Annotated in this window: 19 protein-coding genes; 13 read left to right on the forward strand and 6 right to left on the reverse strand. The window is 60.5% G+C overall.

All coding sequences use genetic code 11. The annotated features are described in order from the left end of the window. Positions 1 to 431 precede the first annotated feature (431 nt). From SIB56_RS00745 to trpC, 4 genes are read left to right on the forward strand one after another with little or no spacing between them, the layout of a single operon-like run. Complete coding sequence (locus SIB56_RS00745) at positions 432 to 680, forward strand: hypothetical protein (protein WP_413324657.1); 249 nt, start codon at positions 432 to 434, stop codon at positions 678 to 680. Position 681: 1 nt separating this feature from the next. After that, entirely contained in the window at positions 682 to 1557 is an 876-nt protein-coding gene (locus SIB56_RS00750; protein WP_413324658.1) for a TrmH family RNA methyltransferase, read from the forward strand. Beyond that, a complete protein-coding gene (lpdA, locus tag SIB56_RS00755; protein ID WP_413324659.1) occupies positions 1554 to 3002 on the forward strand; it encodes a dihydrolipoyl dehydrogenase in 1449 nt (482 codons plus the stop codon). Before SIB56_RS00750 ends, lpdA begins: the two co-directional genes overlap by 4 nt. A 21-nt stretch (positions 3003 to 3023) precedes the next feature. Continuing rightward, the gene (gene trpC, locus SIB56_RS00760; protein ID WP_413324660.1) at positions 3024 to 3908 is read left to right on the forward strand and encodes an indole-3-glycerol phosphate synthase TrpC; all 885 of its coding nucleotides are present in this window, start codon (positions 3024 to 3026) and stop codon (positions 3906 to 3908) included. A gap of 18 nt (positions 3909 to 3926) precedes the next feature. Here trpC and sodX read toward each other — a convergent pair whose 3' ends face one another. From sodX to SIB56_RS00780, 4 genes are all read right to left on the reverse strand, one after another. Then, positions 3927 to 4256 carry a nickel-type superoxide dismutase maturation protease gene (gene sodX / locus SIB56_RS00765; RefSeq protein ID WP_413324661.1) on the reverse strand — a complete coding sequence of 110 codons (330 nt, stop codon included), beginning with the start codon at positions 4254 to 4256 and terminating at the stop codon, positions 3927 to 3929. Positions 4257 to 4332: 76 nt separating this feature from the next. After that, positions 4333 to 4806: a superoxide dismutase, Ni gene (sodN, locus tag SIB56_RS00770; RefSeq protein WP_413324662.1), complete on the reverse strand. Its 474-nt coding sequence runs from the start codon at positions 4804 to 4806 to the stop codon at positions 4333 to 4335. 43 nt (positions 4807 to 4849) lie between these two features. Next, positions 4850 to 5452, reverse strand: coding sequence for an FKBP-type peptidyl-prolyl cis-trans isomerase (locus SIB56_RS00775; RefSeq protein WP_413327006.1), 603 nt, complete (start codon positions 5450 to 5452; stop codon positions 4850 to 4852). A 35-nt stretch (positions 5453 to 5487) separates the two neighbouring features. Next, a complete protein-coding gene (locus tag SIB56_RS00780; RefSeq protein WP_413324663.1) occupies positions 5488 to 5817 on the reverse strand; it encodes a phasin family protein in 330 nt (109 codons plus the stop codon). Between the two features lie 54 nt (positions 5818 to 5871). On the opposite strand from SIB56_RS00780, the gene SIB56_RS00785 reads away from it, so the two are divergent. Continuing rightward, a complete protein-coding gene (locus tag SIB56_RS00785) occupies positions 5872 to 7389 on the forward strand; it encodes a nitrilase-related carbon-nitrogen hydrolase (RefSeq protein ID WP_413324664.1) in 1518 nt (505 codons plus the stop codon). Here SIB56_RS00785 and mnmA read toward each other — a convergent pair. Next, positions 7301 to 8482 carry a tRNA 2-thiouridine(34) synthase MnmA gene (gene mnmA, locus SIB56_RS00790; protein ID WP_413324665.1) on the reverse strand — a complete coding sequence of 394 codons (1182 nt, stop codon included), beginning with the start codon at positions 8480 to 8482 and terminating at the stop codon, positions 7301 to 7303. The two genes, SIB56_RS00785 and mnmA, sit on opposite strands and share 89 nt — an antisense overlap. A 39-nt stretch (positions 8483 to 8521) precedes the next feature. Between mnmA and SIB56_RS00795 the strand changes: the two genes are divergently transcribed. The 3 genes from SIB56_RS00795 (at position 8522) to SIB56_RS00805 (ending at position 12132) form a co-directional block, all read left to right on the forward strand. Then, on the forward strand, positions 8522 to 10093 hold the full coding sequence (locus SIB56_RS00795; RefSeq protein WP_413324666.1) for an NAD(P)H-hydrate dehydratase: 1572 nt from the start codon (positions 8522 to 8524) through the stop codon (positions 10091 to 10093). A gap of 152 nt (positions 10094 to 10245) precedes the next feature. After that, positions 10246 to 11187 (forward strand): RpoD/SigA family RNA polymerase sigma factor, encoded by a 942-nt coding sequence (locus SIB56_RS00800; RefSeq protein WP_413324667.1) that lies wholly within the window; start codon positions 10246 to 10248, stop codon positions 11185 to 11187. Positions 11188 to 11217: 30 nt separating this feature from the next. Beyond that, complete coding sequence (locus SIB56_RS00805; RefSeq protein ID WP_413324668.1) at positions 11218 to 12132, forward strand: histone deacetylase; 915 nt, start codon at positions 11218 to 11220, stop codon at positions 12130 to 12132. 19 nt (positions 12133 to 12151) lie between these two features. On the opposite strand, the gene pdhA is transcribed toward SIB56_RS00805, so the two are convergent. Continuing rightward, a complete protein-coding gene (gene pdhA / locus SIB56_RS00810) occupies positions 12152 to 13255 on the reverse strand; it encodes a pyruvate dehydrogenase (acetyl-transferring) E1 component subunit alpha (protein WP_413324669.1) in 1104 nt (367 codons plus the stop codon). 46 nt (positions 13256 to 13301) lie between these two features. Between pdhA and SIB56_RS00815 the strand changes: the two genes are divergently transcribed. The 5 genes from SIB56_RS00815 to SIB56_RS00835 all read left to right on the forward strand — a co-directional run bounded on the left by SIB56_RS00815 (position 13302) and on the right by SIB56_RS00835 (position 19304). Continuing rightward, positions 13302 to 15443, forward strand: a complete 2142-nt coding sequence (locus tag SIB56_RS00815) for an IMS domain-containing protein (RefSeq protein ID WP_413324671.1) — start codon at positions 13302 to 13304, stop codon at positions 15441 to 15443. An 87-nt stretch (positions 15444 to 15530) separates the two neighbouring features. After that, the gene (gene ffh, locus SIB56_RS00820; protein ID WP_413324672.1) at positions 15531 to 16994 is read left to right on the forward strand and encodes a signal recognition particle protein; all 1464 of its coding nucleotides are present in this window, start codon (positions 15531 to 15533) and stop codon (positions 16992 to 16994) included. 78 nt (positions 16995 to 17072) lie between these two features. Then, on the forward strand, positions 17073 to 17456 hold the full coding sequence (gene rpsP / locus SIB56_RS00825; RefSeq protein ID WP_413327008.1) for a 30S ribosomal protein S16: 384 nt from the start codon (positions 17073 to 17075) through the stop codon (positions 17454 to 17456). 8 nt (positions 17457 to 17464) lie between these two features. Beyond that, positions 17465 to 18496 (forward strand): PhoH family protein, encoded by a 1032-nt coding sequence (locus SIB56_RS00830; RefSeq protein ID WP_413324674.1) that lies wholly within the window; start codon positions 17465 to 17467, stop codon positions 18494 to 18496. Between the two features lie 52 nt (positions 18497 to 18548). Continuing rightward, entirely contained in the window at positions 18549 to 19304 is a 756-nt protein-coding gene (locus SIB56_RS00835) for a Bax inhibitor-1 family protein (RefSeq protein ID WP_413324675.1), read from the forward strand. Positions 19305 to 19372: the final 68 nt, after the last annotated feature.

Below are 19372 nucleotides of genomic sequence, written 5' to 3' on the forward strand. Positions count from 1 at the left end.
GATGCCTGCTGAATCCCAGATGTAAGTTAAAAGCGGTCGGCCATTGGCCATATAAGGGTGTTATTAATGCTTCGTTGATTTTTATTCTAGTTGTTTAGTGTTCAATATTCTCATTTTTGTGTTCTGAAATAAAGAAAAAGATGAGTTTGTCCTTGATGCTTGCTGTAGCTGCGATCTCGCTGAGTCTCTGTAGCAGTCGCTACAGCCTTCATTGATTGCACAATCGGGATCAGCCTGCTGAAAATTGCACGATCGGGATCATTTCAAGGAAACCTGCTTTCGCCTGAACGCAGGTCTGGTGCGACTTGCCACTGTTGTTGAAAGCGGCAGACGCAATCGGGAACGAAGTTGCTGCTCTGACTGCGATGTGGTTTGAGTTCAACGCAGTGCATCGGCACTATCTTGATGGGACAAGGCTCCAACGGCTGCCCATGATTGTTCTGAAGATCTCAAATTCCTCGGAGGTTGTGGCGTCCAAGGTCGGCAAATTCCTGGAAGCTCTTACTCCGGACAAAGTCGATCAGGCTGCTGTCGAGGATCAGGTCATCAAGAAGTTGGTGGAGAACCTCTCTGCTGAGGGCATCAAGGGTGAAATTGCCTCTGTGAACGGAGTTGATATCGAAGGGGCCGAGCTCATCCTTCACGATGGACTGAAAGTGCGTAAGCACAACAGCTTCTGAAGTGAGTCAGGTTTCCGGAAGCGGTGCCGATCTGATCACCAGTCGCCGCAATCCTCTGGTTCGGCGTCTTCGCTCTCTGTCCACCTCGTCAGGGCGACTGCAGGATGGCCACATCCTGCTGGAAGGAACGCATCAACTCCAAGAGTTGTTGTCGTTGCCCAAGCGGTTCGCTGAGCCGGTCAAGGTGATCGCCACGCCAGGCTGGCTCAACGCCAATTTGGATCTGATAGATCGGATTGACGGTGTCATTGATCTGCAGCTGATGGGCGATGAAGCCCTCAGAGCAGCTCTGTCCACGGTCAACCCCTGCGGAGTCGCCTGTCTCTGGCCGATCAACGCGCTGCCCAATTCAGCCAAGACTCCGACGTTTGTGCTGGCGCTTGATCGCGTTCAGGATCCCGGCAATGTGGGCACATTGCTGCGCACGGCGCTGGCGGCCGATGTGGATGAGGTCTGGCTTGCCGCCGGAGCTGACCCGCTCGCACCGAAAGTGGTGCGTTCAGCGGCTGGAGCATTGTTGCGTCTGCCGCTGCAACGCTTTGGTCCCACGGATGACGTCGGCATTGAGCAGCTGGCCGAGAAACTCCATCTGGCTCGTGCACAAGGGCTTCAGGTGGTTGCAACGCTCGTGCCCGATTCGGCTGCCGGGATGGCGGTGATTCCCTACTGGGAGCTGGACTGGTGCCTGCCCACCGTGCTGTTGCTTGGGAATGAGGCCTCGGGTCTGCATCCCTCACTGCAGGCCTGTTGCAGTCATGGGGTCACCCTTCCTCACAGCGCTCTGATCGAGTCTCTGAATGTCGCCTCGGCAGCCGTTCCTCTCCTTTTGGAGCGCCGACGGGCGACAATGACGGCCTTGATGCAGCAGCCCGGGTGAGCGACGTCAGTTTCGACTTCGATGTGATCGTGATCGGTGCCGGTTATGGCGGATTCGATGCGGCCAAACACGCTGCAGATCACGGACTGAAGGTGGCAATCATCGAGTCCCGAGACATGGGCGGCACCTGCGTCAATCGAGGTTGTGTTCCCTCCAAGGCATTGCTGGCAGCATCCGGCCGGGTGCGTGAGCTGGCCGATGCTCAGCATCTCTCCAGCTTCGGCATTCATGCCGCTCCTGTGCGTTTCGAGCGCCAGAAGATCGCTGATCATGCCAATGAACTGGTGGCCACGATCCGCAGCAACCTCACCAAGACGCTTGAGCGGGCCGGGGTCACGATCATCCGCGGTCAGGGGCGTCTGGACGGGGCCCAGAGGGTCGGCGTCCGTGAGACCAGCGGTGTCGACAGAACCATGACAGCCCGTGATGTGATTCTCGCAACCGGCTCGGATCCCTTCGTTCCGCCTGGCATCGAAACGGACGGACGCAGCGTGTTCACCAGCGATGAGGCGGTGAATCTGGAGTGGCTTCCACGCTGGATTGCGATCATCGGCAGCGGCTACATCGGCTTGGAGTTCGCCGACGTCTACACAGCCCTCGGTTGCGAAGTGACCATGATCGAGGCTCTCGACCGGGTGATGCCCACCTTCGATCCGGACATCGCCAAGCTTGCAGCGCGCAAGCTGATCGACAGCCGCGATATCGATGCCCGTTCAGGTGTTCTGGCCAAGTCGATCAAGCCGGGAGCTCCCGCTCAGATCGAGCTGGTCGACATGCAGACCCGCGAGCCCGTTGAGACTCTTGAAGTGGATGCAGTGCTTGTGGCGACCGGCAGGGTGCCCAGCAGCAAAGGGCTCAATCTGGAGGCACTGGGTGTTGAAACCAACCGGGGGTTTGTTCCCATTGATGACGGCATGCGTGTGCTTGCCGGTGGTCAACCGGTGCCCCACCTCTGGGCTGTCGGCGATGTGACCGGCAAGCTGATGCTGGCCCATACCGCCGCCGCTCAGGGCACGGTGGCTGTCGACAACATTCTCGGCCACAGTCGCGAGATCGATTACCGCAGTATTCCTGCAGCCACATTCACCCATCCAGAAATCAGCTCCGTGGGGCTGAGTGAAGCCGATGCCAAGCAGCAGTCAGTTGATCAGGGTTTCGAGCTGGGTGTGGTGCGCAGTTACTTCAAGGCCAACTCCAAGGCGCTGGCCGAACTGGAGAGTGACGGCCTGATGAAGCTGCTCTTCAACAAGATCACCGGTGAGGTTCTCGGTGCCCATATTTACGGGCTTCATGCTGCCGATCTGATTCAGGAGGTCTCCAACGCGGTGGCCCGTCGACAGAGTGTGCGCCAGCTGGCCACCGAAGTGCATACCCACCCCACCCTCAGCGAAGTGGTTGAAGTGGCTTACAAGCAGGCCGCCTCCTCCCTCACCGCCGCTGCCTGATCCCACCCCGCAATTTCTGTCATGGAGATCCGTCGTCGTCCACCCAACCCCAAGGTTCAGGTGGCCCATCTCGAATATGCAATTCCTCACAAGGAGAGTGAGCCACGCAACATTCTGGAGAAGATCGTCTGGGAGAAGGACCGGGAAATCGAGATTGCGCGTCAGCGCATGCCGCTCGCTCAGCTGAAAGCACGTGTTGCCGAACTTCCCGGCTCAAGAGACTTTCTGGCGGCATTGCGCTCAGCTCCGGTTCTTCCGGCCGTGATCGCCGAGGTGAAAAAGGCCAGCCCCAGCAAAGGCGTGATCCGTGAAGACTTTGATCCCGTTGCGATCGCCCGCTCTTACGTGGCTGGTGGTGCCAGCTGCCTGTCCATCCTGACGGACAAGACATTCTTTCAAGGTGGCTTCGATGTGCTTGTCGCCGTGCGTGAAGCAGTGGATGTTCCCCTGCTCTGCAAGGACTTCATCCTCAGCCCGCATCAGCTGTATCAGGCTCGTGCCGCCGGAGCAGATGCAGCACTGTTGATCGCGGGCATTCTCTCGGATCAGGATCTCTCCTATCTGCAGAAAGTGGCTGCTGCAATCGGACTCACCGTGTTGGTGGAAGTGCATGATTCGCAGGAAATGGAGCGCGTTCTCGCTCTTGGGGGGTTTCCACTGATCGGTGTTAACAACAGGGATCTCACCAGTTTTGAGACCGATCTCGCCACAACTGAGCAGCTGTCTGAACGATTCAATGACCGCCTGCAATCACAGGGCTCGCTGCTGGTGAGTGAGTCGGGTCTGTTCGCACGCGCCGATCTCGATCGTGTGCAAACGGCAGGTGCTTCCGCGGTGTTGGTGGGAGAAGCCCTGATGCGTCAGCAGAACGTTGAGCAGGGTCTGCGCGAGCTGATTTCTGGCTGATTTATTTCGCCGGCTGATTCACTGACGGCCGTCTGATCTCACGCCTGTCGATGGAATCACAGCCGTCACTACGCCGATCACGCACTCCAACGGCACCTGGCCGAAATGTCGGCTGTCTGTGCTCGCTAAAGGGTTGTCGCCCCTGAGGTCGAGCAACTGACCCTGCGATCGCCAAACACGCTTTGTGATCACCAAGGCGGCGTCATCGGGATGACGACACACCACCACACTCCCGTCCTCGGGGGCGGAGGCTGCCTGCGGCAGAGGCTTCACGATCAGCCGCTGCTGGGGCAGAAGCGAGGGCAGCATGGAGTCTCCCTCCACCTGAAACAGTTTCCTTCTTCCCATAAAAAAGAGCAGCAGGTCTCTGAAACCTGCTGCTCGAAGTGGAGAGTTCACAACGACTCAGCCAATGGTGGGGTGTTCAGGAGGCCGTCACCCATGCATCGTTGCGGCCCTTGGATTGCCAGAACATGCCGTGAACCTTCTCAACGGCGGCCATGAGCTCCTCGGCTTTTCCCTGATCGATGTTGACCTTGCAGGCACTGCAGAGTTTGGCTGCTTTCCAGAAAGTGTCGTGCAGATCAGGGAATGCGGCGAGGTGATCGGGCTTGAAGTAATCCGTCCAGAGGATCATCAGCTCCTTCTTCGCTTTGGTGACTTCCTCTTCCTTGATCGCGACATAGCGCGAGAACGTGTTGTTGTAAGCAGCAAGGGCTGCTGCATCGCCTGCGGCCGGTGCCTCGATGGCCTTCAGCTTCTTGGTCATGGAGAGAACAGCTTCCGCTGCAACACGAGCTGAAGCCGGGTCATAGACCCCACAAGGACCGTCGCAGTGGGCTTGTGCTGCTTCAGCAGGTAGTGCGCGAAAAATGGCTGTGAGTGCCGAGCGGAACATGTGGGTTGGTGGTCAACTGCCGTTCAGACAGCCTAACTGGGACTCATGACTTGATGTCGAGCAGCTCCACCTCGAAAATCAGCGTCGCGTTCGGTGGGATGACACCGCCGGCGCCGCGGCTGCCGTAGCCGAGCTCAGGTGGGATTACAAGTTTGCGCTTGCCGCCAACCTTCATGCCCTGAACGCCTTCATCCCATCCTTTGATCACTTGCCCGCGTCCGAGCGGGAATGTGAAGGGCTTGCCTCGGTCGTAGCTGGCATCGAACTGTTTGCCGTTTTCCAGCGTGCCTCGGTAATGAACTTCAACGGTCTGTCCGGCGACCGCTTCAGCGCCGCTGCCCACTTCCAGTTCAGTGATGCGTAGGCCGCTTGGCATTGTCAGAGTTTTGTCAGCGCTCATGGGGCCTCCGAGTGCGGAGGCGTCGGCTTTGCTGGAGTCGGGTGCCATGGCGAAAAGTGTTGGGTTGGTCTCATCGGGATCCAGCTCCATCGGGCTGGAGGTGGTCGTCATACCAGCGGTCTTGACGATTGCAGGCCTTGCCGCCGGTGCTGCGGCGATCACGGTGGATGGAGCCACGATCTGACTCACAAGAGCCACGATCAGGCATGCAACGCACACTGCGGTACTAATCAGGATGTCGCGCACTTGGGATCTGTTCATTGAGCTCGATTCTGGCAGGCTCATTCCTGTCGTTCACGCTGACGCAGCTGTTGCTCAAGCCGGTCGATCCGGCCTCGCAGTTCATCAAGTTCCTTCTGACTGGCGAGACCGAGGTCCTGGAGCAGATTGTCGCGGTTCCGTTCCAGATTGCGTCCCATCTGTTGCTCGAGTTCTGGCGTTTCTCCGCGCAGAGCCTTCAGAACGTCGTCCACAAGTGCAGAAGCATGACTTGCATCGAGCCGTCCACTGCTCACCCATTCCTGGGTCACATAACGGAGACGGTCGGCCACCAGGGTGGTGGTGCCGAGACCACGGAGCAGCAGCTGCTGGAGGGGGTTGGCGGTCTCCATCGAGAATCGCGATTCAGTCTGATTTCAGGATGACGGCAACCACCAGCGCTGACCATGGGCAATGACCGATCCCTGCCAGTGCTCAGAGGGCTGAGTGGAGGTGTTCTGGCAGGACTCGGACTCTGCCTCTCTGGCCCCTGGTGGATGGTTCCAGCTCTCGCGATGCTCTGGTCGGTTGTGCGATCACCACTGGCCGCGGCGCTTTGGGCCGCTGTGGCGGTCGCCATCAGCCACCGTTGGTTGATCGCTCTGCATCCCCTCACATGGCTTGGTGTGCCGGCACCCCTCAGTCTTCCCATCGCTCTGCTGGTCTGGTTGGCCTGCGCCATGGCAGCAGCCCTGCTGGTGTTGGGCTGGAGTTTGCTGGCGCGCTGGTTGCCGGGACGTTGCGGCATTCGGCAGGCCCTGGTGCTGTCTCTCATCTGGGCTCTGAGTGAAACCCTGCTGGCCAGGGGGCCGCTCTTCTGGATCGGAGTGGGTGGCAGTGTGCTTCCAGGGGACCGCTGGTTTGCGGGCCTGGCCTGCTGGTTCGGTGCCGCAGGTCTGGCAACCATTCAGTTGCTGCTTGGCTGGTGGCTCTGGCAGCTTTGGGTTGCGCTTCGTGTGGAAGGAGAGCAGCGCTGGCGGCTTCTGCGCTGGGGTGTTCTTGCCCTTGTTGTGACCCATGGCCTGGGTGCGCTGGCTCTGGCTGGAACGAGCGACCGCAACATCGATGGCACTGAGCCGGCTGTGTCCGTGGCCCTCTGGCAGCCGGCGATTCCCACCCGTGAAAAGTTCAGTGAGCGGCGGCAGGCGGAGCTGCCTCTGCGCTTGCGTCAGGCCATGGATCGTTCCCAGCAGAAGGGTGCCGAGCTGCTGATCGCTCCGGAAGGCACGCTTCCTCTCAAATTCAAGGATGCAGAGAGCGGAGGATTACCCCTGATCAGCGGTGGATTCCGCTGGGTCGACGGCCAGCAGCGCAGTTCTCTACTGCTGTTGGAGCCAGGGATCGCAGGCACCTCAGGCAGCATCGACAAGCACCGTCTCGTGCCGCTGGGTGAATGGATGCCTTCGTTCCCCGCACTGGCCGGATTGTCAGCGGTTGGTGGCCTGCACCCTGGTGAGGCCTCCAGGCTGTGGCGCTGGGGCGGGGCGCCTGCTGCCGTGGCCATCTGCTACGAGATCAGCAATGGAACCGCCCTGGCCCGGGCGGTTTCGGATGGTGCGCAGTGGATCCTGGCTGCTGCCAATCTCGATCCCTATCCACGCTTGCTGCAGAGGCAGTTTCTGGCTCTCGCACAACTGCGCAGTCTGGAAACCGCAAGGCCACTCCTGTCGGTCGCCAACACCGGCCCCACAGCTCAGATCGCAGACAGCGGTGTTGTTCAAGCTGAGTTGCCCGCCATGCGTTCCGGGTTGCTGCAGACGCGGTTGGAGCCTTTGCGCTTCAGCACGCCCTATGTGGTCTGGCGCGAGTGGCCGCTTTGGCTGCTGCTGACGGCGCTCACTGTTCTGATCGGAGCGAGGCCTGGATCAGGCCTCCTCCCAGCACGGACTCGCCCTCGTAAAACACCGCCGCCTGGCCAGGAGTGATGGAGAACTGCGGCTCATCGAAGCTCAGCCGGCAGCGGTGCGGGCGTTGTGCAGCGTTGTCGGCTTCTGTGGCTTCGATGCTGGTGAGATGGGCCATCACCGGCGCACTGCGGTAACGCACCTGCACCTCCACCCTGCGACTGCAGCCTGGATCAGGGGGCGCAATGGCCACCCAGTTGATGGCTCCCACCTCACAGCGACTGCGCCCTGCCTCGGCCCGGGGGGCCACCACCACGCGGTTCATCGCCGCATCCAGCCGCACAACATGCAGCGGTTCGCTCCAGGCCACACCGAGACCTCTGCGCTGGCCGATCGTGAAATGCTCGATCCCGTCGTGATTGCCAACGATGGTGCCGTCCTGGAGGACGATTTCTCCCTGACGCGGCGGCAGATAGGCATCCAGGAATGCGCGCATCGAGCCGTGATGATCGGCCAGACAGAGATCCTGACTTTCCGGCTTTTCCGCTGTGCGCAGGCCATGGCGTCCCGCCTCCTGTCGCGTATCGGGTTTGGTGAGTTCTCCCAGCGGAAACACCACGCGGGAGAGCACATCCTGGTTGAGGTCGTAAAGGAAGTAGCTCTGGTCCTTGCGGGTGTCCAGGCCGCGCAGAAGCTTCCAGCGCCCGGTTTCCTCATCCAGGCGGATGCGTGCGTAATGCCCTGTGGCAACTCGGTCGAGACCCCGTTCCTGCCGCGCCCAGTCGAGCATCGGACCGAATTTCACCGACCGGTTGCAGCGTGAACAGGGAAGCGGCGTGATTCCAGCCTGATAGCCCTCGATCAAGCCCTCCACAATCTCGCGGGCAAAGTTGTCGCGGGAATCAACCACGTGATGGGGAACGCCGAGCTGCTCACAGATTCCTGCTGCGTCCACCAGTCCTTCAGAGCAGCAGGCGCCTTTGCCGCTCATCAGCCAGAGCGTCAGTCCCTCCACTTCCCAGCCGGCTTCCACCAACAGTGCAGCGGTCAGAGAGCTGTCCACACCACCGGAGAGTCCGACCGCCACGCGGTGCTCACCGGGCCACGTCTGCAGCCGCTCCAGGGCCTGGGCACCGGCTGAAGTGGCGGCAATGCTGGGCGTCGCTGCCGACATGATTGGCGAGCGTGAAAGGGATTCTCTTTCCATAGTGAGGTGCCATGGGTCCCGGTAGTGCTCTGGCCACCCGCTGATGCCGATCATCTTCTGGTCTCCTCCGATCAGATGCTGGCCCTTGAGCGCGAATGGCTGGCCAGCGGTCTGCCGGTTGCGTCTCTGATGGAAACGGTCGGCCAGCGCATGGCTGACTGGTTTCTGGATCGCGAGGAGTTGCTGAGCTCCGGGGTGGTGGTGCTGGTGGGACCCGGTCACAACGGCGGTGATGGACTGGTGGTTGCCCGCAAGTTGCTCGAGGCGAACGTGGATGTGCGGGTCTGGGCGCCCATGCCACTGCGTCAGGCCCTCACCCAGGAGCACTGGCGCCATCTGATCTGGCTGGGTGCTTCCGTCTTGCCGTCCTCCCCAGATCCTGCGGGGAGGGATCTCTGGATTGAGGCGTTGTTCGGTCTGGGTCAGACGCGTCCTCTGCCCGCGGACCTTGCCGATCTGTTCAGCCGCAGACAACGTGACTCTCCGGGGCGTCTGGTCAGCCTGGATGTTCCTGCAGGACTCGATTCCGATACCGGTTGCCCGATGCAGGGAGGCGCCGCGTTCGCGGCTCACACTCTCTGTGTGGGACTGATCAAGTGCGGACTTGTGCAGGATGCCGCCCTGGCCCATGTCGGCAGCCTGCAACGAATCGATCCGGCAGTGCCTTTGTCGCTGACGCAGTCGTTGTCATCCCCTGCGAAGTTGCGCGTGCTGGCCGATGACATTGTGTCTCTGCCATCCCCTGCTGAAGCGGCTGGGGCGACGAAATACCAGCGCGGGCGACTGTTGCTGGTCGCCGGCAGTGATCGTTACCGCGGAGCTGCCCACCTTGTGGTGCGCGGTGCCCTGGCCAGCGGTGCCGGCAGTGTTGAGGCCTGTCTTCCGGAGACGGTGGCGGAGTCGCTCTGGCAGCAGGCACCGGAGGTGGTTGTGGGAGCGGGACTTTCGTGTGATGGCCACGGTGCTCTGCTCTGGGGAGAGGCTCTTGCTGGTCGTGATCTGGCCCGCCTCGATGCCGTTCTTGTCGGCCCCGGTCTTGGAATGGTGAAGGGGTGCTGGCAGCAGTGGGCCGATCCTCTGCTTGCGTTTCCTGGTCTGCTGGTGCTCGATGCTGATGGCCTCAATCAGCTTGCATTTGCCGAGGAAGGCTGGCGCTGGTTGTTGAATCGCTCAGGCCCCACCTGGATCACTCCTCATCACGGAGAATTTGAACGCCTGTTCCCCGAGTGCCAGCAGAGGTCTCCTCTGGAGATGGCCGCGGCCGCAGCGGATCGTTGTGGGGCTGTGGTGTTGCTCAAAGGCGCCCACACAGTGATCGCTTCCCCTTCAGGAGATGTGATGCAGCTGACAGACACGGATCCTGCCGTGGCACGAACGGGGCTCGGTGATCTTTTGGCGGGTCACTGTGCCGGCTGGGGAGCCCGCTGTCTGGCGGCGACGCATAAGGCCGGTTTCGAAGATCTCACAGCCTCCGCTTATCTGCATGCCTCGGCCGCGAGGCAATGCATTCGGGGAAGTGACGCAACAGCGATTTCCGAACAATTAGCGAGTCTCACGCGTTTCGTGTTGCGAACTTGATCTGAAGTGCGATTGGATCCAATTTTTCTACATTTTTTACACGATTCGTCGGGTTTGTGTCGTTTTCCACGCATGAATCTGAAGGGTTGCTGAAAACACATCGTTGTTCGTGAAATCCATAGGACAGTCACCTCACGATTTAATTCATCCCCATGGTCTCAGCGGCAGCAGGGATTTCAGAAACCCAAAAGCGACGAAGTACTGATCCGATCAGTTGGTATCTGGCCACGATCGGCAGGATTCCTCTGCTCACTCCTGCTGAGGAGATCGAGTTGGGTAATCAGGTTCAGCAGATGATGCAACTCACTGAGGATGGAACGATTCCTTCCGACAGTGAATCGTTTTCAAGCAAACAGAAGCGAGTTATTCGCGTTGGCCTCAGGGCCAAGCAGCGCATGATGAAAGCCAATCTGCGCCTGGTTGTGAGTGTTGCCAAGAAATATCAGGGTAAAGGTCTCGAACTGCTTGATTTGATTCAGGAGGGTTCTCTTGGCCTTGAGCGCGCTGTTGAGAAATTCGACCCCACCAGGGGTTACAAATTCTCCACCTACGCTTTCTGGTGGATCCGTCAGAGCATGACCCGGGCCATTGCCTGTCAGTCGCGCACCATCCGCTTGCCTGTGCACCTGAGTGAGCGCCTCACCACGATTCGCAAGGTGAGCCTTGATCTGGCCCATAAGCTCGGTGCCATGCCCAGTCGCCTCGAGATCGCCGAAGCGATGGACATGCCTGTGGAAGAGCTTGATTCACTGCTCAGGCAGGCGCTGACCACCAGCAGCCTCGATGCCCCGGTGAACGGAGAGGAAGGGCGCAGTTTTCTCGGGGACCTGATTGCTGATTCATCGCTTGGAGAGCCCCTCGACAAGGTGGAGCAGCGCATCCATCACGAGCAGCTGGGGCGCTGGATGAGCCATCTCAGTGACCAGGAGCAGCACGTGCTCACATTGCGTTTCGGTCTGAATGGGCATGAGCGGCACACACTTGCTGAAATCGGCCGGCTTCTTGAGGTCTCGCGTGAGCGTGTGCGTCAGGTGGAGTTGAAGGCTTTGCGCAAGCTGCGCAACCTGACCCGTCGTGTTGCTCCCAGCTTCTGATGCCCGAGAGCCAGACAACCCTGTGAAGCGTTGAAGCCACCTCTCGTCTATCACGAGGTTTACAGCGCTCCGCTACCCAGTAGCCATCGTTTTCCAATGGCGAAGTTCCGCCAGCTCGATCGCTGTCTCAGAGAGACAGGGCTGGCCAGTGATGTTCAGATGCATCGCCCGCTTCCGGTGCCTCGGCGTTTGCTTGAACTGGTGCATGACCGCTCATATCACGAAGCGTTTGCCAGGGATCGTCTGGATCGCCAGGCGCAGCGACGCATTGGACTTCCGGTCACCACACCCCTGGTGCAGCGCACCTTTCTCGCCGTCGGCGGTTCGCTGCTGACGGCGAGATTGGCTTTGAAGCATGGTCTGGCCTGTCATCTGGCTGGAGGAACGCACCATGCATTCCCCGGATACGGCAGTGGTTTCTGCATCTTCAATGATCTGGCGATCTGCGCCCGCGTCCTGCTGGAGCAGGAGGGTCTCCAGCAGATCCTGGTGGTCGACCTTGATGTCCACCAGGGCGACGCCACCGCACTGATTTTCCAGAACGAACCGCGCGTGTTTACGTTTTCGGCCCACGCCGCCTCGAATTTCCCAGCGCGAAAGCAGACCAGCGATCTTGATCTGCCCATCCGCGATGGGGTGGAGGATCAGGACTATCTCGCCTTGATCGGCGATCATCTACCTGATCTGCTCGACCGGCTGAAGCCGCAGATGGTGCTCTACAACGCAGGTGTTGATCCTCATCGGGATGATCGACTGGGGCGCCTGGCCCTGACGGACGTCGGTCTTCTGCAGAGGGATCATCTGGTGCTGGATGCCTGCCTGCGCCGCAGCATTCCAGTGGCCACCGTGATCGGAGGTGGATATGACGCCATGAAGCCACTGGTGAAGCGGCATGCGCTCGTGTTCAGGGCTGCAGCTGATCAGTCCAGGCTGCACGGACTCTGACCGCCAGTGGCTGAGTCGATCAGTCTTCAGCCCAGATGTATCGGGTCAGTTCAGAGCCGTCCGGTTCCGGAGCACTGAGGGCGAATTCGACACAGTCCTGCACGATCCCATCGATCTCCTTCTCGATCGCTCGCAGGTCTTCGCTGCTGGTCAGGCCTGCGCCGACCAGGTCGCGTTCAAGCGCTTTGAGTGGGTCACGCTGGGCCCAGAACTGTTTTTCCTCTTCCGCGCGCAGCTCATCGGGGTCAGCCAGCGAATGACCGCGGAAGCGGTAGGTGAGACACTCCAGCACGGTTGGCCCCTCACCGGCACGTGCACGTTCCACCGCCCTTTGGGCCGCGGCCCGCACAGCCAGCACATCCATCCCGTCGACCTCTTCACCGGCCATGCCGAAGGCGCCCGCTTTGCGCCAGATCTCCGGGTCGCTGGTGGCGCGGTCATGGGCCATTCCGATGGCCCACTTGTTGTTCTCCACCACAAAAATGATCGGCAGCTTCCAGAGCTGCGCCATGTTCAGGCATTCAAAGAACTGGCCGTTGTTGCAGGTTCCGTCTCCGAAGAACGCCGCCGTGACGGCATTGCTGCTGGCATCACCCAGGGCATCCCGCTTGTAGCGGCTGGTGAATGCGGCGCCCAGCGCCACTGGAATCCCTTCTCCGATAAAGGCATACCCGCCGAGCAGATGGTGTTCCCTGGAGAACAGGTGCATGGATCCGCCGCGCCCCTTGCTGCAGCCTGTCTCCTTGCCGAACAGCTCACTCATCACTTCGCGGGCTGGAACGCCTGCGCTGAGGGCGTGGACGTGATCGCGGTAGGTGCTGCAAAACCAGTCGTGCTGACGCTTCATGGCACCGATCACACCGGTGCTCACAGCCTCCTGGCCGTTGTAGAGGTGAACGAAACCGAACATTTTGCCGCGGTAATACATTTCCGCGCACTTGTCCTCGAAGCGGCGTCCGAGGGTCATGTCCCGGAACAGCTCAAGTCCGGTCTCCCTGTCCACCGTTGCCCTCTGGGCTGTCACCAGGGTCGAGAGCCGTTCGGCATGGGCTCCGAGAAGCGATTGTCCATCGGAGGACGAGGCGCTGCGTGTCTCCGCGCCGATTGCGATGTCCTGACCCATGGCACCACCTGTTTGACCTCCGACTTTAAGGGTCCATGGCGGAACAATGGGCAAAATCCCAGACACTGCCTACAGTCTGCAGCCAATAGCTGCAATGCTGGTGGACCTTCCCATCGACCATTTCCGTCTGCTGGGGGTTAGTCCGACGGCGGAACCCGAAACGGTGCTGCGCACCCTTCAGCTGCGTCTGGATCGCTGTCCGGATCAGGGTTTCACCCATGAATCGCTCAACCAGAGGGCTGAGCTGCTGCGGTTGTCAGCCGATCTGCTCACTGATGCCGAGCGCCGGGGCCAGTACGAAGCCACGTTGCTGGAGCTCAGCAGGGAGCATCCCGGTGAAACCGCTGGACTGGAGCTGTCCTCCAATCTGGAGGTCGCCGGTCTGATGCTCCTGTGGGAAGCACATGCACCCCATGAAGCCTTCCAGATGGCCCGTCAGGCCCTGCAGCCGCCTCAGGCACCTGCTCTGGGCAGCGGCAGGGAATCGGATCTGGCACTGCTGGCGGCGCTAGCGGCGCGCGATGCAGCTGCTCAGGACCAGGAACAGCGCCGTTACGAGTCAGCAGCCAACCTGCTGCAGGAAGGCATGCAGCTGCTTCAGCGGATGGGCAAGCTGCCCGAGCAGAGGCAGATGCTCGAAGCGGACATCTCCCGACTTCTCCCTTTTCGCATCCTGGATCTGCTGAGCCGCGATCTGGCTGAACAGTCGGCGCGACGTGAGGGTCTGGTGATGCTGGAAAGTTTCATCAGCGATCGAGGTGGACTGGAGGGAAGCGCCCTTGAGGGTCGCGAGACGCCTGATCTGCCAGCTGGCATGGATCAGGGGGCATTTGAGCTGTTTTTCCAGCAGATCCGTCGTTTCCTCACGGTGCAGGAGCAGGTTGATCTCTACAGACGTCTGCAGGCGGCCGGTTCAGCGGATGCCTCATTCCTGGCCGTGATGGCGCTTGCGGCAGCAGGCTTCTCCCAGCGCAAGCCCGAGCGGGTCCAGGACGCCCGAACCCGCCTTGAGGCACTGACGCTCGAAGGTCTCGACACAGAGCCTTTGCTGGGATGTCTGGATCTGCTTCTCGGCGATGTGGATCGCGCTGAGCGCCGTTTCGCAACCAGTCCTGACCCGGCGCTCAAATCGTGGCTGACGGCTCATCCCGGTGACGTTCTGGCGTCGCTCTGCGACTACTGCCGCGCCTGGCTCGGTCGGGATGTGCTGCCTGGCTATCGGGATGTGGACTCAGAAGCCATCGATCTGGAGGCCTGGTTCGCCGATCGTGATGTGCAGGCCTACGTGGAGAGGCTGGAACGTCAGGAACAAACCAGGGATTGGTCTCTGGATGGTCTGTCTCCACTGAAGGTTGACCCCGATGGAACCCTGCCTTTGCCTCTGCCGGATTCCGATGCTCCAGCTGATCCATCAGGCGACCTATGCGGTGACTCCTTTTCGGATGCAGAGACTCCTCCAGAGGGAGGCTTTGCATGGCCTTCACTGCCGCGTCCAAGCCTTCCCTCGATGCCTCAGCTGCAATGGCCGGATCTTTCGCAGACCCATCGTTCGACATGGATCGGATCGGGAGTGATTGTTGCGGCGGTGCTGGTGATTGGAGCCTTCAGCGTCGTTGGACTTCGCCGCGAGGCGAGGCAGCCCCAGCTGGCGGGTGAGACTTCGCTGGATGCACCGGTGGATCAGATGGCCACGGATGCAGATCCCGTCGTGTCCGCCCAAGAGGTCAAGCCAGTCCCCATGGACAGTCCTGAACCGGAGTCTGTGTCTCAGCCAGATCCTCAGGGCGATCCCGTGCTGCGTGCTGATCAGCCCTCCGACGCCCAGTTGGAGGCGCTGCTGCAGGCCTGGCTTGATCGCAAAGCCATCGTGCTGCGTGGTGACGGCACTGCCGATGAGCGCCTGAAGCCCATTGCCCGGGTGGGGCTGATCAATCAGGTGCGGCGGCAGCGATCCATCGATCAGTCGAAGGGCCTGACCCAGAACGTGGAGGCGTCCATCGACTTCATGCGTGTCATCAGTCGCACGCCTCAGCGCATTGAGCTACGAGCTGATGTGGATTACCGCGATGAAACGGTGAATGCTGTCGGAGCGGTGGTGGATCGCACCTCCCCGAGATCGTTGAAGGTCACTTACATCCTCGGCAAGGATGCCGATGGCTGGCGCCTGCAGGCCTTCTCACCTGTGTGATCTGGCGGTCCGTGTGTCGGCCAGGAAGAGTTCGCCCCAGGCCCCTGCCACTTTTACGATCAGGGAACTGAAACAGATGTCTGGCCGATGTTCGATGAGCTTTCAGCCCGTTTTGAAGACGCGGTCAAGGGTCTGAGAGGCCAGGATCAGATCAGCGAAACCAATGTTGAGGGCGCCCTCAAGGATGTGCGCCGCGCTCTGCTCGAGGCCGACGTGAGCCTGCCGGTGGTCAAGGATTTCGTGGCTGAGGTTCGCGAGAAGGCTGTCGGAGCCGAGGTGGTGCGCGGCGTCAGCCCTGATCAGAAGTTCATTCAGGTGGTGCACGATCAGCTGGTTGAGGTGATGGGCGGCGATAACGCCCCCCTCGCCAAAGCTGCTGAGGCTCCAACAGTGGTGTTGATGGCCGGTCTCCAGGGTGCCGGCAAGACCACGGCAACGGCCAAGCTCGGACTTCATCTCAAGGACCAGGGCAGACGGGCTCTGATGGTGGGAGCAGACGTCTATCGCCCGGCTGCCATCGAGCAGCTCAAGACGCTCGGAGGCCAGATCGGGGTTGAGGTGTTCAGTCTCGGTGCAGACGCCAAGCCGGAGGACATCGCCGCGGCGGGTCTCGCCAAGGCCAAGCAGGAGGGCTTCGACACTCTGCTGGTCGACACCGCCGGACGCCTCCAGATCGACACCGAAATGATGGAGGAGATGGTGCGGATCCGCACCGTCGTTCAGCCTGATGAGGTGCTGCTGGTCGTCGATTCGATGATCGGCCAGGAAGCGGCTGATCTCACCCGAGCGTTCCACGACCAGGTGGGCATCACCGGAGCGGTGCTGACCAAGCTCGATGGTGATTCCCGTGGTGGAGCCGCTCTCTCGATCCGCAAGGTGAGCGGTCAGCCGATCAAGTTCATCGGCACCGGAGAGAAAGTGGAGGCTCTGCAGCCTTTCCATCCCGAGCGGATGGCGAGCCGCATCCTTGGCATGGGGGATGTTCTCACCCTCGTGGAGAAAGCCCAGAAGGAGGTTGAGCTCGCCGATGTGGAGCAGATGCAGAAGAAGCTTCAGGAAGCCACGTTCGACTTCTCGGATTTCGTGAAGCAGATGCGCCTGATCAAGCGCATGGGTTCGCTGGGTGGATTGATGAAGATGATCCCCGGGATGAACAAGATCGACGACGGCATGCTCAAGCAGGGCGAGCAGCAGCTGAAGAAGATCGAGGCGATGATCGGTTCCATGACCCAGCAGGAGAGGGAAAATCCCGACCTGCTTGCGGGTGAACCCTCCCGCCGTCGTCGCATTGCGCGGGGCAGTGGCCATCAGCCGGCCGATGTGGACAAAGTGCTGGCTGATTTTCAGAAGATGCGTGGCTTCATGCAGCAGATGTCACAGGGCCAGATGCCGGGCATGGGAGGAATGCCAGGCATGGGTGGATTCCCCGGTATGGGTGGAGGGATGCCCGGGATGCCCGGGATGCCAGGTGGCATGCCGGCCGGTCGCGGTGGTGGAACGCCCCGTCGACAGCGTCCGGCCAAGAAGAAGAAGGGCTTCGGGGATCTCTGACCGCCGGCAGGTTAAATTGGTTGTTTGGCGCGACTGTTCAGCTGCGCCGAACTGTTCCAACTCACAGCCAGCGCCACGATGATCAAGCTCCGCCTGAAGCGGTTCGGTAAGAAGCGGGAAGCAAGCTTCCGCCTCGTGGCCTGCAACAGCACCTCACGACGTGACGGACGTCCTCTGCAGGAGTTGGGGTACTACAACCCCCGCACCAAGGAGACCCGCCTGGATGCAGAGGCCTTGCGTGCACGTCTGAGTCAGGGAGCCCAGCCCACCGATGTTGTTCGCACATTGCTGGAGAAAGGTGGTCTGATCGAGAAGAAGGTGAGACCCGCTGAGGTTGTCGGCAAGGCCAAGCAGGCTCTCAAGCGTGAGGCTGATGCCAAGCAGGCCGCCAAGGATGCGGCCGAAGCCAAGGCTGCGGCCGAAGAACCCGCGGGAGATGACGCCGCAGGTGCTGAAGGCTGATTGACAGGATGTCCGAAGCCACCTCCCCCGGTCGCTTCGTTTTTGATTTGCCGCATACAGAGGCTGCCCTCGCTCTGGCGGGTGGTCCCTCGTCGCAGACACTTCGACAACTTGAGGCGCTAACGGGCACCACTCTGGTTCTGCGCGGACTTCAGCTGGAGATCAGTGGTCGGCCCAATCAGCTTGAGCGAACGGCAGCCGTTATCGAACTTCTCCGCAAGTTCTGGGAGGAAGGTGAATCCATTTCGCCTGTCGATCTTCAGTCGGCGCTGCAGGCGCTTGACACCGGCCGCAACCGTGAGCATGAAGCCATGGGCCAGCAGGTTCTGGCACGCAATCAGCGTGGCAATCTGTTGCGTCCGCGCACGCTTCGCCAGAAGTCCTACGTGGAGGCCATGGAGCGAAACGATCTCACCTTCGCGCTTGGACCTGCCGGCACCGGTAAAACATTTCTGGCCACAGTTCTCGCTGTTCGCATGCTCACCGAGCGCAAGGTGGAGCGTCTGGTCCTCACCAGGCCAGCGGTGGAGGCAGGGGAGCGGCTGGGATTTCTGCCCGGTGACCTACAGCAGAAGGTGGATCCCTATCTGCGTCCCCTCTATGACGCTCTGCACATGCTGATGGGTCCTGAGAAGACAGCGGCACTGCTGGAAAAGGGCGTGATTGAGGTGGCACCTCTGGCCTATATGCGTGGTCGCACGCTGGCGGAATCCTTTGTGATCCTTGATGAGGCCCAGAACACCACCCCCGCCCAGATGCGCATGGTCCTCACCCGTCTTGGAGAGCGCTCGCGCATGGTCGTCACCGGAGACATCACTCAGGTGGATCTGCCGCCGGGCCAGCTCAGCGGTCTGGTGGAAGCATCGGAGGTGTTGGATGGCGTCGAGGGTGTGGCTGTCTGCCGCCTGACCTCTGCTGACGTGGTCCGGCATCCGCTGGTGCAGCGCGTGGTGGATGCCTATGCACGGCGTGACAAGAGTCATCCCCGCCGGGATGCCAGGCCGATGCGGCGTTCGATGGGGAGATCCGCACCGGGTTGAAAGCCACAACCTGTCTGCAGCTGGCAAGATGTCATCAGTGATCTGGGGCACCATGCCAGCCAGCAGCAATTTCCAAAACGCCATCCGCGAGGCGCAATCCAGCGCACTTGTAGGCCCCAATGTGGTGAATAAGGCACTTCCCTATGTGGGTGGTGGCATGGTTTTGACGTCTTTAGGGGTTCTCGGCGGGCTTTCAATGCAGCCGATGCCTTCGATCGGCCAGGCGGGAAGCCCTCTGTTCTTTCCATTGTTCATTGCTGCATTCGTCGCGGAGATTGTTCTCTTCTTCATGGCCAGTAGCGCGGCCAACAATGCCAACAACAGCAAAGCCCTCCCTCTGTTGGCGGCGTTCAGCCTGCTCACTGGTTTCACGCTCAGTGGAATCGTCGGTCTCGCGTATCAGGTCGCGGGCATGGGCTCGATTGCGACCGCGGTGATCGCAACAGGACTGACCTTCGTGATTGCCTCTGTTGTTGGCAAAAAAATGAGTGACAGCGTCGGCCAGGCGCTGTCCGGTGTGGTCGGACTTGGGCTTATCGGCCTAATCATTGCCATGGTGGTGCAATTCATCGGTGGATTCTTTGCGCCGGAAATGTTCCAGCAAGGAACCTTCGAACTGATGATTGCCGGTTTTGGAACGGTTCTTTTTGTGGGGATGGCTTTCGTCGATTTCTACACGATGCCTCGCACCTATCGGGATGATCAGTATCTGGCCGGTGCCCTGGGGATGTATCTGACCTACATCAACCTGTTCGTATTCATACTGCGGCTTGTGATTGCGCTTCAGGGCGGTGGCCGTCGTGACTGAGTGAATTGAAACTGTTGGAGCTGGAGTCAACTCGACTCAAGTCAAACCCCGGCAGCTGCCGGGGTTTT

Origin of the sequence: Synechococcus sp. MIT S9503, from assembly GCF_047304175.1 — a bacterium.
In the GTDB taxonomy this organism is placed as follows: Bacteria; Cyanobacteriota; Cyanobacteriia; order PCC-6307; family Cyanobiaceae; genus Synechococcus_C.

What these genes read in the sequence shown, in the direction of transcription:
- SIB56_RS00780 (WP_413324663.1), bottom strand. Translation starts at nt 5,817, where the DNA reads ATGGAGACCGCCAACCCCCTCCAGCAGCTGCTGCTCCGTGGTCTCGGC.
- SIB56_RS00745 (WP_413324657.1), top strand. Translation starts at nt 432, where the DNA reads ATGATTGTTCTGAAGATCTCAAATTCCTCGGAGGTTGTGGCGTCCAAG.
- rpsP (WP_413327008.1), top strand. Translation starts at nt 17,073, where the DNA reads ATGATCAAGCTCCGCCTGAAGCGGTTCGGTAAGAAGCGGGAAGCAAGC.
- pdhA (WP_413324669.1), bottom strand. Translation starts at nt 13,255, where the DNA reads ATGGGTCAGGACATCGCAATCGGCGCGGAGACACGCAGCGCCTCGTCC.
- SIB56_RS00830 (WP_413324674.1), top strand. Translation starts at nt 17,465, where the DNA reads ATGTCCGAAGCCACCTCCCCCGGTCGCTTCGTTTTTGATTTGCCGCAT.
- SIB56_RS00835 (WP_413324675.1), top strand. Translation starts at nt 18,549, where the DNA reads ATGCCAGCCAGCAGCAATTTCCAAAACGCCATCCGCGAGGCGCAATCC.
- SIB56_RS00800 (WP_413324667.1), top strand. Translation starts at nt 10,246, where the DNA reads ATGGTCTCAGCGGCAGCAGGGATTTCAGAAACCCAAAAGCGACGAAGT.
- mnmA (WP_413324665.1), bottom strand. Translation starts at nt 8,482, where the DNA reads ATGTCGGCAGCGACGCCCAGCATTGCCGCCACTTCAGCCGGTGCCCAG.
- SIB56_RS00815 (WP_413324671.1), top strand. Translation starts at nt 13,302, where the DNA reads ATGGGCAAAATCCCAGACACTGCCTACAGTCTGCAGCCAATAGCTGCA.
- trpC (WP_413324660.1), top strand. Translation starts at nt 3,024, where the DNA reads ATGGAGATCCGTCGTCGTCCACCCAACCCCAAGGTTCAGGTGGCCCAT.
- sodN (WP_413324662.1), bottom strand. Translation starts at nt 4,806, where the DNA reads ATGTTCCGCTCGGCACTCACAGCCATTTTTCGCGCACTACCTGCTGAA.
- ffh (WP_413324672.1), top strand. Translation starts at nt 15,531, where the DNA reads ATGTTCGATGAGCTTTCAGCCCGTTTTGAAGACGCGGTCAAGGGTCTG.
- SIB56_RS00785 (WP_413324664.1), top strand. Translation starts at nt 5,872, where the DNA reads ATGGGCAATGACCGATCCCTGCCAGTGCTCAGAGGGCTGAGTGGAGGT.
- sodX (WP_413324661.1), bottom strand. Translation starts at nt 4,256, where the DNA reads ATGGGAAGAAGGAAACTGTTTCAGGTGGAGGGAGACTCCATGCTGCCC.